Raw genomic sequence first — 15103 nt, 5'->3', positions numbered from 1 at the left:
TCTAAAAAGTAGCGAAAATTACAAAAAATCTGCTAACCTAGCCGTAATATCACACAGATATTCGTAGAAAGATTCCCGAAAATCTCCTCAGCAAAAACATCCGTGTGAAGTAGCTAATATTGTCAGCGAGGTTAGTTCAAGATCATCATGTCAAATTTAGGACGACGTAAATTTCTCCTGTACGGTTCTGCCGCTTTGGGAACCAGTATTCTGTTAAAAGCTTGCGGTGGCAATCAAAACCAAACCCCCACGGCTAGTCCTAGCCCAGCTGCTAGTCCCGCCCCGGCTTCTGGAGAGACGATTAAGGTGGGTATTCTGCACTCCCTCAGTGGCACCATGGCCATCAGTGAAACCAGCGTAGTTGATGCGGAAAAACTGGCGATCGAGGAAATCAATGCCGCCGGTGGTGTTCTTGGTAAACAGATCGAGGCAGTGGTGGAAGATGGCGCTTCCGATTGGCCAACTTTTACCGAAAAAGCCACCAAACTGATCGATCAGGACAAAGTTTTGACCGTCTTCGGTTGTTGGACTTCCGCCAGTCGTCAGGCGGTTTTGCCCGTGTTTGAATCCAGAAACCATATGCTCTGGTATCCCGTCCAGTACGAGGGTCAAGAGTGTTCTAGAAATATCTTCTACACTGGCGCTGCCCCCAACCAACAGATCGAGCCGGCAGTGACTTGGTTGCTGGAAAACAAAGGGAAAAAATTCTTCCTTGTCGGTTCCGACTACGTTTTCCCCCGCACTGCCAACACGATCATTAAAGAGCAGTTAAAGGCGAAAGGTGGCGAAACCGTAGGCGAAGACTATCTACCCCTAGGTAACACGGAAGTTACCCCGATTATTACCAAAATTAAGCAAGCTTTACCCGATGGCGGCGTTATTTTCAACACCCTCAACGGTGACAGTAACGTGGCTTTCTTTAAACAACTGCAAGCGGCCGGTTTAACTCCCGATAAATATCCGGTCATGTCGGTGAGTGTTGCTGAGGAAGAAGTTAAACAGATTGGTAAGGAATATCTCCTCGGTCAATACGCTTGTTGGAACTATTTCCAAACCGTAGATACCCCCGCTAACAAGAAATTTGTTGCGGCTTTTCGAGCTAAATATGGTGAGGATCGCGTGACCAATGATCCGATGGAAGCGGCCTATATTATGGTCTATCTCTGGAAGCAAGCGGTGGAACAAGCGGGAACCGCCGATGATCTGGACAAAGTTCGCGCCGCCGCCATCGGACAAAAATTCGATGCTCCCGAAGGACCGGTGCAAATGTTCCCCAATCATCATATCTCCAAAACCGTCCGCATTGGTCAGGTGAGAGATGATGGTCTATTTGACATCGTTTGGTCAACTCCGGGGGTGGTGGATCCGCAACCTTGGAACCAATTTGTCCCCGAAACTAAGGGCTTTGCCTGTGACTGGACGGATCCGGCCAAGGGCGGTAAGTTCAAAATGGAAAAATCCTAGTTTTAGGAATTTTTCCAGACAGTAACGAGAGTGAGGTGGGCATTGCTGTTCACCCCTCTTTTTAAACCTTAAAAATGCACGGGAATAAGGAAAAGTGTCAGCATTATTAGAAGGATTGTTTAATGGTATTAGCATCGGTTCTGTGCTATTGCTGGCAGCTTTAGGACTAGCGATTGTCTTTGGACTGATGGGGGTGATTAATCTCGCTCACGGTGAGTTAATGATGTTAGGGGCCTACAGTACTTTTGTGGTGCAAAATGTCTTTAAGGGTTTCGGTTCTCCCTTCTTTGATACTTATGTTTTATTCGCCCTACCGATCGCTTTTTTAGTGTCGGGATTGGCGGGATTATTATTAGAAAGGGGGGTGATTAGGTTCCTCTACGGCAGACCCCTAGAAACGCTGCTGGCCACTTGGGGAGTCAGCTTAATTCTGCAGCAATTTGTCAGAAGTGTCAACGGCTTATTAGTAATTAGTTTAATAGTTTTCTGTCTCTTATTTTTTGGGGCAATGAAGGTGTTAAGTCGTCGCCTAGATTGGGAGAGAATTCGCAGTTTAGCTATCGGTATCACCCTCCCTTTATCCCTAGCTATCGCTGGATTATTAGGCTATCTTTTATCTTTTAATTCCGTTCTTGCTAAACCCTGGTTTAGTGCCAGAAACGTCGATGTCACCGCTCCTGTTTGGTTACGGGGAGGTTTACCTTTACTGGGTTTTCAAATGCCCTACACCCGTATATTTATTATCATTTTAACTGCCCTTTGTTTGTTAGGAACCTATTGGTTTTTGAATAAATCTTCTTGGGGTTTACGCATTCGTGCCGTCACCCAAAATCGCCAGATGAGTGCCTGTTTAGGCATTCCCACCAATCAAGTGGATGCTTTGACTTTTGCCCTCGGTTCGGGATTAGCTGGAGTTGCTGGTTGTGCGATTAGTTTCTTGGGTTCCGTCGGTCCAAATGTGGGACAAAATTATATCGTTGATACCTTTATGGTAGTGGTCGTGGGAGGAGTGGGTAATCTACTAGGAACTATTATTGCGGCCATGGCCATCGGTGTGGCTAATTATTTAATTGGTTCGGGAACTTTTGCTCTGATTTTTGGTTCCGTAGAAGCACTAAAACCCCTAACGGATTTCTTCACCTTTTTCTCCACCACTAGCATGGCAAAAGTGATGATTTTTGCTTTAATTATTGCTTTCTTGCAATTCAAACCTGCGGGAATTTTTCCTCCTAAAGGACGTACTGCTGAGTTATAGATTATGATTACCGAAACCATCACTAGAAACGAATCCCGACAACGGGAAAAGAAAAAGTTAATCACGGAAATCGCTGTTATTGTTAGTTTAGTGGTCATCTTTGCGGTGTTGCTGCCCTTAGCTTTGTCGGCCTTCCGCTTGCGTTTATTGGGGCGATTTCTTTCCTTCGCTATTGTCGCTTTGGGGATAGATTTAATCTGGGGTTATACGGGTTTATTAAGTCTTGGTCATGGCATATTTTTTGCCCTCGGTGGTTACGCTTTGGCCATGTACCTAAATCTTCAGTTACCCCCCGGACAAATGCCCGAATTTTTTACTCTCTACGGGGTGACAGAATTACCTTTTATTTGGCAACCTTTTTATTCCCTACCTTTGACAATTCTAGCCCTAATTATCGTACCAGCGATCGTGGCGGGATTATTGGGTTATTTAATCTTCCGCAACCGCATTAAAGGGGTTTATTTCTCGATTTTGACCCAAGCGGCTTTACTGGTATTTTTTAACTTTTTTAACGGTCAACAAAAGTTAATTAACGGCACTAATGGCTTAAAAACCGATACCCAAACAATTTTCGGTTTGCTGGTGGGTTCCGATGCCGTTCAAGTGGCCTTTTATTTACTCACAATTGTCTGTTTACTGGCTATTTATCTCCTCTGTCGTTGGTTAACTACGGGCAGATTTGGGCGCTTATTAGTCGCCATTCGCGATGATGAGGTGCGTGTCCGTTTTTCCGGTTATGATCCTACTTGGTTTAAGGTGTTAGTTTTTGGCATTTCTGGGGCGATTGCTGGTGTTGCAGGCGCCCTTTATACCGTGCAAACGGGAATTATCACCCCTAACTCTATGGATGTGGCTTTTTCCATTGAAATGGTGATTTGGGTGGCTGTGGGGGGACGTGCTACTCTTGTGGGGGCAGTTGTCGGTACTTTATTAGTACGCCTAGCCCAAACTTTTTTAAGCGAACAATTTCCGGAAGTCTGGGTATTTTTCCAAGGGGCCCTATTCCTAATTGTGGTGACAGTGCTTCCCGATGGTCTTCTCGGTGGAATTAAACGTTTGCTGACTCATTTTGGTTTCCGCAAAACTTTAATTACCTATCCTAGTATTGAGGAAGCTCCGGAAGTGCAACTGGAAAAAGAAGAATTAGAGCATAAGTGATCTTAGCTATCAGTTATCAGTTATCAGTTATCAGATGTGAGTTTTCAGTTCACTGATTACTGTTCACTGAAAATACTTCCCTATTCCCTCTTAGAAATTATGACTGGAAAAATCTTAGAAATCGAGAATCTTACCGTTAGTTTTGGGGGTTTTAAAGCTCTCAATAATCTTAATTTCAGTATGGATACGGGAGAATTGCGGGTGATTATCGGTCCCAATGGTGCGGGAAAAACCACTTTTTTAGATGTGATTACGGGGAAAGTGCAACCCACCATCGGACGGGTATTATTTAAAGGTCGAGATCTCCGCAAAATTCCCGAATTTGCGATCGCTCGTTTAGGTATTGGTCGCAAATTCCAAACTCCTAGGGTATATTTAAATCTAACTGTCCGAGAAAATCTCGATTTAGTTAGCAACCGTAATAAAAATGTTTTCTCAACTCTTTTCGGTCGTCCTCCGCTAGAAGATAGCAGAAAAGTTATTGGTTTATTGGAAATTATCGGGTTAACTGCTAAAGCTGATTTATCCGCTTCTTTACTTTCCCACGGCGAAAAACAACGCTTAGAAATTGGTCAATTAGTGGCCCAGTCACCAGATTTACTGCTAGTAGATGAACCCGTAGCAGGATTAACCGATGAGGAAACGGAAAACGTGGGTAATTTGTTATTAAATCTAGCGGAAAGTCATTCAATTATTGTCATTGAACACGATATGGAATTTGTCCGGCAAATTGCCCGTAAAGTCACGGTTTTACACCAAGGAACCGTTCTCTGTGAGGGGAATATGGAGCAAATTCAAAATGATCCGAAAGTTATTGAAGTTTATCTAGGTTCCTCGGAAGAATAAAGAATCAAACGATTAAAATTAGTTAAAAAGGGTTGACAATGTTACACATATCTGATCTCAATGTTTACTACGGAGAAAGTCATATTTTAAGAGATGTTGATCTTAACATTAATGCGGGAGAAATGGTCTGTTTAATCGGACGTAATGGCGTGGGTAAAACTACCCTATTAAAAACCTTGATGGGTATCTTAAAACCGCGAGCGGGAACAATTAATTATGAGCAACAAAACCTGATTAATAAAACCTCAGATCAAAGAGCCAGATTAGGACTGGGTTATGTGCCGCAGGGTAGGGATATTATTCCCCGTTTAACGGTAAAAGAGAATTTAATTCTCGGTTTGGAAGCTTTACCCACAAAAAGAAAAAATGCCACAATTCCCGAAGAAATCTTTGATTTATTTCCCGATTTAAAAACCATGTTATCGCGGATGGGAGGGGATTTAAGCGGGGGACAACAACAGCAATTAGCCATCGCTCGCGCCTTAGTGGGGGAACCAAAAGTATTGATTTTAGATGAACCCACGGAGGGAATTCAACCGTCAATTATTCTCGAAATTGAAGCAGCTGTGCGGCGTATTGTTGCCAGCAAAGGAATCGCCGTTTTATTAGTAGAACAACACCTGCATTTTGTCCGCCAAGCTGATCGATATTACGCCATGCAGAAAGGGGGAATTGTTGCTTCCGGTTTCACAAGCGAATTAAGTCAAGAAGTCATTCAGCGATTTTTGGCGGTTTAAACTTAACTTTTTTCTTGATAAGTATGTAGGCGTTAAAAATTATCAGACACTCCCCTTATCAAGGGGGGATTAAGGGGGGATCGGCACCCCCCTTATCAAGGGGGGATTAAGGGGGGATCGACACCCCCTTATCAAGGGGGGCAGGGGGGATCAAAGACAAAATCTATCTTCAATTTAATTATAACCACTTACTTATATGACTCAAATAGTCGTAATTGGTGGCGGGGCAGCGGGATTTTTTGGCGCAATTAAAGCGGCAGAATCTAACCCAAAAGCTGGCGTTACTATCCTAGAAGCGGCAAAAGAACCTCTGGCGAAAGTGCGGATTTCGGGAGGGGGACGCTGTAATGTCACCCATCATTGTTTTGACGTTTCCCAATTGGTTAATTATTATCCTCGCGGTGGCAAAGCACTACGGGGAGCTTTTAGTCGGTTTCAACCCCAAGATACTATTAAATGGTTTGAATTGCGGGGGGTAAAACTCAAAACAGAAGTGGATGGGCGAATGTTTCCCAGCACCGATAATTCTGAAACTATTGTTAATTGTCTGCGGGAAAGTGCGACTTTTGCTGGGATTAATTTAAGGCTAAATTCCCCAGTTAAATCGGTAAAAAAACAGGAAGAAAGTTTTTTAATTGAATTAAAAAGAGATGAGCAAATTAGGGCAGATAAGCTTTTAATTGCTACGGGAAGTAGTCCTTTTGGTTATCTCACCGCTCAAGATTTAGGTCATTCTCTAGTCTCTCCTGTCCCTTCTTTATTTACCTTTCAAATTGCCGATCCTCGTCTGCAAGATTTGTTAGGGGTTACTGTGGATAAAGTGCGAGTTCGTCTTGGGGGAAGTAAATTAGAACAAATTGGACCTTTATTAATTACCCATTGGGGAGTTAGTGGACCAGCTATTTTAAAACTTTCTGCTTGGGGGGCGCGGGTACTTCACGAGCATCATTATCGAATGCCTTTAATCATTAATTGGTTAGGGGATTATCATCCTGAAAAATTGCGAGAAATTATCTTACAAACTAAAAGTGAATATCCCAAAAGAAAACTTTTTAATTATTGTCCCTTTGAGCAGTTACCTAAGCGTATTTGGCAGAGTTTATTAAGTTACTTGACTGTTAACTCGGAAACTCCCTGGGCCGAATTATCTAAAAATACTCTCAATCGATTGATGATTGAATTACAGCAAGGGGAATATCAAATCAAAGGAAAAGGGGTGTTTAAGGAGGAATTTGTCACCGCTGGGGGAGTGAATCTTCAGGAAGTGGATTTTAAAACTATGGAAAGTAAAATCTGTCCGGGGTTATATTTTGCCGGGGAGGTATTAGATATCGATGCAGTTACGGGGGGATTTAATTTTCAAAGCGCTTGGACCACCGGTTATCTTGCTGGACAAGCTATGGGCAATAGAAGGGTTTAGGGAGTGCTGGAGAGGGGGAAGTGGGGAAGTGGGGAACCTTTTTTCAGTAAACAGTAAACAGTGAACTGAAAACTCACATCTGATAACTGATAACTGATAACCCCACCAACAAACTTTTTGCCGCAAACCCTAGTTGATAACCGATTCCTTGATGTTGCTATTCCCAAATTGGACCGGCTGCAATGATTTCTTGGGAGGCAGTGGTAAATTGACGGAAATTTTCCACAAAACGATGGGCCAATTCTCGGGCCTGTAGGTCGTAGGATTCGCCATCTTGCCATGCTTGTCGCGGGTCGAGGATTTTTTTGGGAACTCCGGGGACAATTTCGGGGACGAGAACCTGAAAGATGGGATGAGGATGGAAAACCACTTCCTCTAAATCGCCATTTAAAGCGGCGGAAACCATAGCGCGGGTGTGTTTGATCGAAATGCGATCGCCAACTCCGTAGGGACCACCGGACCAACCGGTATTAATCAGATAAACGGAGGTTTCGGGGTGTTGTTCTAAACGTTCCCCTAACATTTGGGCATAGACGAGGGGTGACAGAGGGAAGAAACATTGACCGAAACAACTGGAAAAAGTCACCTGTGGGGCGGTGATTCCCCGTTCCGTTCCCGCTAATTTGCTAGTATAACCGGAGAGGAAATGATACATCGCCTGGTTCGTGGTTAATTTGGCGATTGGTGGCAGTACCCCAAAAGCATCGGCAGTTAAGAAGATAATAGTTTTCGGGTGGGTTCCCATGCCAGATACGGCACAATTAGGGATATAACGCAGGGGATAGGCGGCGCGGGTGTTTTCGGTCAAACGTCCATCATCGTAGTCGGGAAGGCGATTATCGGGGGAAAGGATCACGTTTTCGAGAATAGTGCCAAATTGAATCGCCGCCCAGATTTGGGGTTCGTATTCGGCACTTAAACGGATAGTTTTAGCATAACAACCGCCTTCAAAGTTAAAAATGCCGTCTTCTGACCAACCGTGTTCATCATCACCGATGAGGCTGCGTTTAGGATCGGCGGAAAGGGTGGTTTTCCCCGTACCGGAGAGACCGAAAAAGAGGGCTGTATGACCGTGTTTATCCATGTTAGCGGCACCGTGTATCGGTAAAACCCCTTGTTTGGTCATCAGGTAGTTCATCATCGAGAAGACGGATTTTTTGATTTCGCCAGCGTAGCGAGTGCCACCGATGAGAACGATTTTTTTGGCCAGGTTGAGGACGATAAAGGCTTCGCTGTTCAGTCCGTCATCCTCGGGATCTCCCTGTAACCCCGGCAGGGCAATCACGGTAAAATCAGTTTCATGGGCAGCTAGTTCGAGCGCACTAGGCCGGAGGAATAACTGATGAGCAAAGAGGTTATGATAGGCGATTTCGGTGACGACGCGCACGCCAAAGCGACAATTAGGATCGGACCCGACGTAACCATCGAAAATATATAGGTCTTTTCCCTGCACATAGGCGAGGACTTTTCGGTATAATTGCTGGAATTTTTCCTCGCTAATCGGAGCGTTATGCTGATTCCAGTCGATTTCCTTTTCGCTGGTGGTTTCTTTGACAATGAATTTATCTTTGGGGGAACGACCGGTATATTTACCCGTTTCCACCACTAAAGCCCCATTATCGGCTAAAACGCCCTCATGACGTTCGATCGCCTGTTCGACTAATTGCGGTACGGAAAGATTGCGATAAACGCGACCGAGATTTTTCATGCCTAGGTTTTCGAGGCCGTAGGTGGGATGAATTTGATTTTCTAATTCGCAGTGGAAATTGACATTCTCCATGCGATCGGGCAAGGGACAAGAGATACTATCATTGGTCAGCGTGTGTAGAGTCGGCATAACCCTAATTCTCCTGATAATTTAGTTGTCGGTTTAGAGCTAAGTTCCAGGTCTCTGATTAGTGCAGTTATAGAAACTAAAAAAGCTCCGTTCTCTGTCCTTTTCACTCCCAGACACCTAAGAAGCTATATTGATTAGTTTATTTGACGATATTTGCCTGATTAATCTGGTCTCTTGCTGTCGGTAAAGCCAATTTTAGAGCGGTAATTCAGGCTTATTTGCGTATTTACCCGTCATCTCCCAGTCAGGGTTTTTACCTTTTCCCTCTTGCCGATCTAACTGCTTTTTCTAGATATTTTTAGTCTAGCTGTACAATAGGATACAGACGATGTTTTTTTTACAAAAATTAACAGCTAAACAACATTGGTCAGCTAATCTAGCAGTTAAGCTGCCCGCGAATTTAAATTGCTTGTTGAGATGAGGCAACAGGCAACAGGCAACAGTAAAGGGATTTGGGTAGATTTAGCCAATCTCAAGGATAGGCGGTTAAAATGCGTCTTAGCCTATCTTCATGGTGGGGTAGGAAGTCTCTGGTTTTGGGCAACGTCAGAACAATAGCTGGTCGTCCGGAGATGATGCCAAGGCTCCTAAACGTGGTTAAATCGGTTTTGCCGCTAATAAAAAAAGTCGATTGACACAGGGCAAGTTAGCGGCCAAAATTAACTCTATTAGCCGTTGGCAAGCTCTAGAATTGATTGTGTAAGTAGTCGGACATAAATTCTGTTGTCTATCTTAAGAAATGTAAATTGCCGCAATTCTTACTGACGACCGACTCCTGACTCCTGACTCCTTACCCCACAGTTAACTTTACTTTTGTCCAACTACTTAAAAGGTTAATTAAGTCTAGCTCGATCTCGAAAAAAAACAACTAATAATGATCATCGCAGGAGAAAGAAGCGGAGTCGGTAAAACGACGATTACTCTGGCAATCTTGGCCTATTTAATCAGTCGTGGCGATCGAGTGCAATCTTTTAAAGTCGGGCCCGATTATATCGATCCCATGTTCCATACTCATTTTACCGGTCGCCCCTGTCGCAATCTCGATCCGGTTTTAACTTCTGAAGACTATGTAAAAACCTGTTTTGCCCAACATTGTCAAAATGTCGATTATGCTCTGATTGAAGGGGTAATGGGGCTATTTGATGGTATTCAATTAAGCGATACTCAATTTCCCGATTATGCCAGTACCGCCCATATTGCCCGTATTTTAGGGCTTCCTCTACTGTTAGTTATCGATTGTAGTCGTTTATCTACCTCTGTCGCCGCTATTGTCCGCGGTTATCAATCTTTAGACAAAAATCTCCATCTAGCAGGGGTTATCCTCAATCGGGTTGGTAGCGATCGCCACCTGCAATTACTGCAAACCGCCCTAGAATCCATCAATATGCCGATTGTTGGGGTTTTGCGTCGTCAAGATTCCCTGACAATTCCTGATCGCCATCTAGGATTAGTTCCCAGGGATGAACTAGGAGAAATCAGGGAACTGCAAGATCAACTGGCTTCTATTGCCCAAAACTGCTTTAATTGGGACATTCTCTTGCCTTTACTGACTATTTCTCCCCAAGAGAACCCGAAAAATCCCCCAGGAGCAAATAAGCTTTTTCCCCCTATCCGTATCGGTATTGCTAGAGATAAGGCTTTTAACTTTTATTATCCCGATAATCTCGATATTTTAGCCAATTTAGGCGCGGAATTAATCTTTTGGAGTCCCTTGCAAGGGGCAAATTTGCCCGAAAACCTGCAAGGGTTGTACTTTGGTGGCGGTTTTCCCGAAATCTTTGCCCCAGAATTAGCGGCTAACACCCCTATCTTAACCCAGGTGAGAAAAGCGATCGCCTCTGGAATGCCCACCTACGCCGAATGTGGCGGATTAATGTATTTATGTGACAAAATAGTTGATTTTGAGCAAAAAAATCATTTTATGTTGCAAATAATCCACCAATCTGCTATAATGTCCCCGAAGTTAACCCTAGGTTATCGACAAGCCATCGCCCAACAGGAGACGATCCTGCTCAAAGCAGGTCAACCAGTGCGCGGCCATGAATTCCATCGCTCCCAATTAAGCGGGGTAAGCGACGCACCGATTTATCAACTGCAAGCATTCCCCAAAAGTGCTATCAATGGCGAAGGGTGGCAAGGTAAGAATCTACACGCTTCCTATCTCCACCTACATTTTGGGGCTAACCTCAGCCTGCCGAAAAAATTTTTAGCTGCCGGCCTTGATTTTTTCCGAACAGCTGCGTTAAGCTAGTTGCAGATAAATTTAATAATCAATCCGTTCAGGGATACAGGAGGTGATGTCGATGGTAGAAAGTAGTAAAAGCATGGGTCTCCTAATCGACAATGGCTGGCTGTGCGCCGGGGCTGTTCTCTAGACCCCCACGTCTAAACAAGATTTAGACTAGCTGGAGTTCCTTCCGGCAGTCTGGTGTCGATTCTGATGACCCGCTACACCGCCCTTACCGAGCAATTGGTAAGGGCGGATAGTTTTTCAGGGTTTCCCGTCATCTCTTCACTTTAATTCTACGGGCGCAAACTAACCCATCGCCGATTCTGGTTTGGGGACACCATTTTAACGCCTGTCACCGAGATAATATCATTGGCCAAATTCTCTGCCATCATGGGAATTAATCGATTTATATTGTTCCTATAAGCTTTTATCCAGAATTCCGAGAGTTTCTCTCTCGCCTCCTCATTGACATAGATAGTTTTATCTGGGGTAATCAATACCATGGCCACGTCACCGGAGTTTTCCGTGACGGCAAAGACAAACTGATCACGGTCGGACTTGAGACCTTCGTACCAGTAGTCTAGGTGTTCTTCTAGTTCGTATTCATAAAGAGCGCGTTCCATTTTGCCATCTTCTAGCAAGGCTTTACGCAGTGTATTGGCTATCTTTTTTTGTTTCATGGTCTTGTCTCTGTTTTTGTTCGCATTAATTACCCACCACTCCTTATGAAAAACAAGCACTTCGATCCAAAAGGCAAGATGCCCTCCCCGTTCACCATCGAACTACAGAACGGTTGGCGCCAGACCCTGCCGTTCGAGGACAAACGGGATTTTGAAGAGGCCCAAAAAGGCTTTATTGCCGCCCCACCTTACAAACAAATCATAGCAGAGGCGGGTAACGTGGCTTGGGATATGGGCAGCTACGAGTTCCTGTTGCGGGGCTTTGACAGCGTTTTCGACAGCATTCACCCCTCATTGCAGCGCCAGGCAGTTCTGAACATGGCCTACGGACTCTATGAGGTCTTGCCGGACAAGATCTACCAAGTGCGAGGGTTCGACCTGGCCAACATGACGATCATCAAGGGCAATACAGGTTGGATTCTATTTGATGTGTTGACCTGTAAGGAAACGGCTAAAGCCGCTCTGGAACTGGTCAATGAACACCTGGGACACCGTCGTGTGGTCGCCGTCGTGTACTCCCACTCCCACGTCGATCACTACGGCGGGGTGCGCGGTGTGGTGGATGAGGCGAATGTGAAGAACGGGAAGGTGCAGATTATCGCCCCCGTTGGCTTCATGGAATATGCGATCGCCGAAAACGTCTATTCGGGGACGGCGATGGTCCGCCGGGCATTCTTTCAGTACGGCCTGCTATTGCCGCGCAGCCCGTTCGGCCATGTAGATCAGTCGATCGGCAAGAACACCGCAGCGGGCAACACCGGACTGATTGAACCCACCCGTTACATCGAGCAGGACATTGAGGAATTGACCATCGACGGGGTGAAAATGGTATTTCAGAATACGCCAGGCACCGAAGCCCCCGCCGAGATGAACACCTATTTCCCTGACTGGAAAGCGTTCTGGGCAGCAGAAAACATCTGCGGTACGATCCACAACATCTACACGCTGCGGGGTGCATTGGTGCGGGATGCGTTGGAGTGGTCGAAGAAAATTAATGAAGCCCTCTATAGGTTCGGGCAGCAAGCGGAGGTGATGTTTGCCTCCCATAGCTGGCCCCGTTGGGGCAACGATCGCATTCAGGAAGTCATGCGAACCCAGCGGGATGCCTATGCCCATCTGCATAACGAGGTGCTGCACCAAGCTAACCAGGGCGTGACCATTAATGAAATCCACAATGTTTACAAGCTGCCCGAAAGTTTGCAGCAACAGTGGGCTGCCCACAGCTACCACGGTTCTGAGGAACACAATAGCCGTGCCGTGATTAACCGCTACCTGGGCTACTGGGATGCCAATCCAGCCACATTAATTCCGCTGTCACCGAGGGAATCGGCTCCGCTCTACGTCGAGATGATGGGGGGTGCGGATAAGATTCTGGCCAAAGGTCAGGAGTTGCACGCTCGAGGCCAATACCGCGAAGCCATGGAGATACTGAACAAGCTGGTCTATGCTGAACCCCAGAACCAGGCAGCTAAAGACCTCCTGGCCGATGTGTTTGAGCAGATTGGCTACCAGAAAGAAAGCCCCAGTGTCCGCAACAGCTTTCTGGCCGCCGCTTACGAACTACGAAATGGCTTCCCCAAGGGGGTCACGGCCAAGACAGTCACCCCCGATACGGTTCGCGCCATGTCCACCCAACTCTGGCTCGACTTCATCGGCATTCGTCTAGATAGCCAGAAAGCGGAAGGGATGAAATTCACCATCAATTTGCTCACACCGGACAACGGTGAGAAATTTGCGGTGGAAATGAGTAATTCAACCCTGACAAACATCAAGGGATTCCAGGCCAAAAATCCTGATCTCACCATCACGATCGACCGTAGCGATCTGGAGTTGATTATGGCTGGGATAGCCACATTTCCTGCCCTGATTGGCGAAGGGAAGGTGAAGCTAGAGGGCGATGCTCAGGTCTTGGTGCGACTCCAGAGCCTCTTAGTCCAGTTCACCCCGGACTTTGAGATCTTGCCAGGAAGCAAGCCGGCGGAGTCAGTTACGCCCACTGAGAACTCGTTCGAGCAGCCAGAGCCGGCAGATACGTCTGGAGGTTGAGCGGCAATGGCAGTCACCCCTGGGAACGGTGAAGGGCTACCGGTTTCAAGCGGGACAGTTTCGGAATGGGGGAGTTGGGCAAGTATCTCACCTCTCCTCGTCTCCCCGTCCCTTCCACAGTGTTCTGTCTTAAGCCGCAACTTAATCCCTGATTATGGCAATCTGACCGCCGTTGACATCCTCGCCGCCCTAAAAGTGCGGCGATTCCTAAACCTCACGATTTAAGTTTCTGCTTCCACCACCGTCGCATACCACAGTTAAAAAACCATGTACTGTCTTACACAGAGTCCACAGACTTTCGCCCCATTTCAGAAGCCCGATTCCCTGTGTCCCACGGTACGTTGACCGCCTATAGCTTCTTGTACTTGTTGCGCGCGACTTTTTACCCGGCCAAGCTTTTCTGGTCGGAACCCCCTAAGCCGAGTTTTCAAGGTGCTGCGCCGTCCACTTGGTTTTCGAGACTGGCCTTTTAATTCTAACGTAAAGCCAACCTAGAACGGCGGGGTTTCAGACCCAAAATTTCCGATGAACTCCCTTATATCTCTCGAAGTCAAGCCAATATTGCTAATCCTTGTTAAAATCACGATTTTTTCGCTGATGTTAGCCATCGGGATCGCTCTCTCTTTCGAGAAAATGCTCTCCCTCTGGCGCAAACCCGCTTTACTCTTCCGTGCGCTTCTAGCCGTTGTCGTCCTAGTGCCTTTGCTGGTTTTCCTGCTGTTAAAACTATTTAACTTACCCCCAGAAGTGATGGCTGGATTGGCATTTTTGGCAGCTTCCCCTGGTGCGCCTCTAACTACCAAGCGATCGCAAATGGCGGGAGTCAGATTCCGTTACTCAGCCAGTCTCCAACTCACCCTGGCTTTACTTGCGGTTGTGATTACGCCCCTTACCTTGGCTATTTTTACCACCCTCTTTGAGAGGCTTTCAGAGAATGTAACCGTTTTAGAGGTAGCCCAGCAAGTCGCCATGGTGCAGTTCTTGCCTGTCAGTATCGGGCTTCTGATGCAAAAGTTCGCCGCTAAATTGGCCGAAAAGATCGCCAAACCCTTAACTTTTATGGCTAATGGTTTGTTTTTGCTCTTAGCTATCTTAGTCGGTCTTTTGGGATTTCCTGTATTGTTGAAAGTTTGGGGATTGCCACTGGTTGCAATTCTGATTATGGTAATCGCCTCTCTAGGGATAGGACACGCTCTAGGCGGTCCCGATGATGATCAGCGATCGATTCTCGCGATTTCCTCTATTGCTCGCAATGTCGGTTTAGCCTTTTTTATCGCTATTTTGAATGACGTACAGCAGCAGGTGATTCCTACGCTGCTGGCTTATTTAATTTTGGGAGCCGTTCTGGGCGTTCTTTACTCAATCGGTCGTAAGCGCAAATTGGAGAAACTTTGATATCCTCGCCGCTGTGTCAACTCTTAGGTTTTGTT

General features: G+C 46.0%; 13 protein-coding genes. 11 read left to right on the top strand and 2 right to left on the bottom strand.

The window, feature by feature from the left end; genetic code table 11:
• Window positions 1-147 precede the first annotated feature (147 nt).
• The 6 genes from urtA (at window position 148) to VL20_RS05600 (ending at window position 6880) form a co-directional block, all read left to right on the top strand.
• Window positions 148-1464 carry an urea ABC transporter substrate-binding protein gene (urtA, locus tag VL20_RS05625; RefSeq protein ID WP_052275872.1) on the top strand — a complete coding sequence of 439 codons (1317 nt, stop codon included), beginning with the start codon at window positions 148-150 and terminating at the stop codon, window positions 1462-1464.
• A 94-nt stretch (window positions 1465-1558) separates the two neighbouring features.
• A complete protein-coding gene (locus VL20_RS05620; RefSeq protein ID WP_052275871.1) occupies window positions 1559-2719 on the top strand; it encodes an ABC transporter permease subunit in 1161 nt (386 codons plus the stop codon).
• Window positions 2720-2722: 3 nt separating this feature from the next.
• Window positions 2723-3877: an urea ABC transporter permease subunit UrtC gene (gene urtC, locus VL20_RS05615; protein ID WP_052275870.1), complete on the top strand. Its 1155-nt coding sequence runs from the start codon at window positions 2723-2725 to the stop codon at window positions 3875-3877.
• A 99-nt stretch (window positions 3878-3976) separates the two neighbouring features.
• Window positions 3977-4723, top strand: a complete 747-nt coding sequence (gene urtD / locus VL20_RS05610) for an urea ABC transporter ATP-binding protein UrtD (protein WP_052275869.1) — start codon at window positions 3977-3979, stop codon at window positions 4721-4723.
• A gap of 38 nt (window positions 4724-4761) precedes the next feature.
• Window positions 4762-5460: an urea ABC transporter ATP-binding subunit UrtE gene (urtE, locus tag VL20_RS05605; RefSeq protein WP_052275868.1), complete on the top strand. Its 699-nt coding sequence runs from the start codon at window positions 4762-4764 to the stop codon at window positions 5458-5460.
• A 196-nt stretch (window positions 5461-5656) separates the two neighbouring features.
• Window positions 5657-6880, top strand: coding sequence for a BaiN/RdsA family NAD(P)/FAD-dependent oxidoreductase (locus VL20_RS05600; protein ID WP_052275867.1), 1224 nt, complete (start codon window positions 5657-5659; stop codon window positions 6878-6880).
• 157 nt (window positions 6881-7037) lie between these two features.
• On the opposite strand, the gene pckA is transcribed toward VL20_RS05600, so the two are convergent.
• A complete protein-coding gene (gene pckA / locus VL20_RS05595; RefSeq protein WP_052275866.1) occupies window positions 7038-8717 on the bottom strand; it encodes a phosphoenolpyruvate carboxykinase (ATP) in 1680 nt (559 codons plus the stop codon).
• Between the two features lie 405 nt (window positions 8718-9122).
• Between pckA and VL20_RS31015 the strand changes: the two genes are divergently transcribed.
• The gene (locus VL20_RS31015; protein WP_155726621.1) at window positions 9123-9275 is read left to right on the top strand and encodes a hypothetical protein; all 153 of its coding nucleotides are present in this window, start codon (window positions 9123-9125) and stop codon (window positions 9273-9275) included.
• Between the two features lie 316 nt (window positions 9276-9591).
• Entirely contained in the window at window positions 9592-10968 is a 1377-nt protein-coding gene (locus tag VL20_RS05590; RefSeq protein WP_052275865.1) for a cobyrinic acid a,c-diamide synthase CobB, read from the top strand.
• Window positions 10969-11240: 272 nt separating this feature from the next.
• Here the strand turns inward: VL20_RS05590 and VL20_RS05585 are convergent, their stop codons facing one another.
• Window positions 11241-11627 (bottom strand): hypothetical protein, encoded by a 387-nt coding sequence (locus tag VL20_RS05585; RefSeq protein WP_052278390.1) that lies wholly within the window; start codon window positions 11625-11627, stop codon window positions 11241-11243.
• Between the two features lie 45 nt (window positions 11628-11672).
• Here VL20_RS05585 and VL20_RS05580 point away from each other — a divergent pair, with 45 nt between their 5' ends.
• The 3 genes from VL20_RS05580 to VL20_RS05575 all read left to right on the top strand — a co-directional run bounded on the left by VL20_RS05580 (window position 11673) and on the right by VL20_RS05575 (window position 15068).
• Window positions 11673-13673, top strand: coding sequence for an alkyl/aryl-sulfatase (locus VL20_RS05580; protein WP_249264891.1), 2001 nt, complete (start codon window positions 11673-11675; stop codon window positions 13671-13673).
• 6 nt (window positions 13674-13679) lie between these two features.
• A complete protein-coding gene (locus VL20_RS31010) occupies window positions 13680-13898 on the top strand; it encodes a hypothetical protein (protein ID WP_128575143.1) in 219 nt (72 codons plus the stop codon).
• A gap of 300 nt (window positions 13899-14198) precedes the next feature.
• Window positions 14199-15068, top strand: coding sequence for a bile acid:sodium symporter family protein (locus VL20_RS05575; RefSeq protein ID WP_002771577.1), 870 nt, complete (start codon window positions 14199-14201; stop codon window positions 15066-15068).
• The last annotated feature ends 35 nt before the right edge of the window (window positions 15069-15103 follow it).

The sequence above is a fragment of the Microcystis panniformis FACHB-1757 genome (assembly GCF_001264245.1).
GTDB classification, from domain to species: Bacteria; Cyanobacteriota; Cyanobacteriia; order Cyanobacteriales; family Microcystaceae; genus Microcystis; species Microcystis panniformis.
This window is presented reverse-complemented; position numbering and strand designations above follow the sequence as displayed.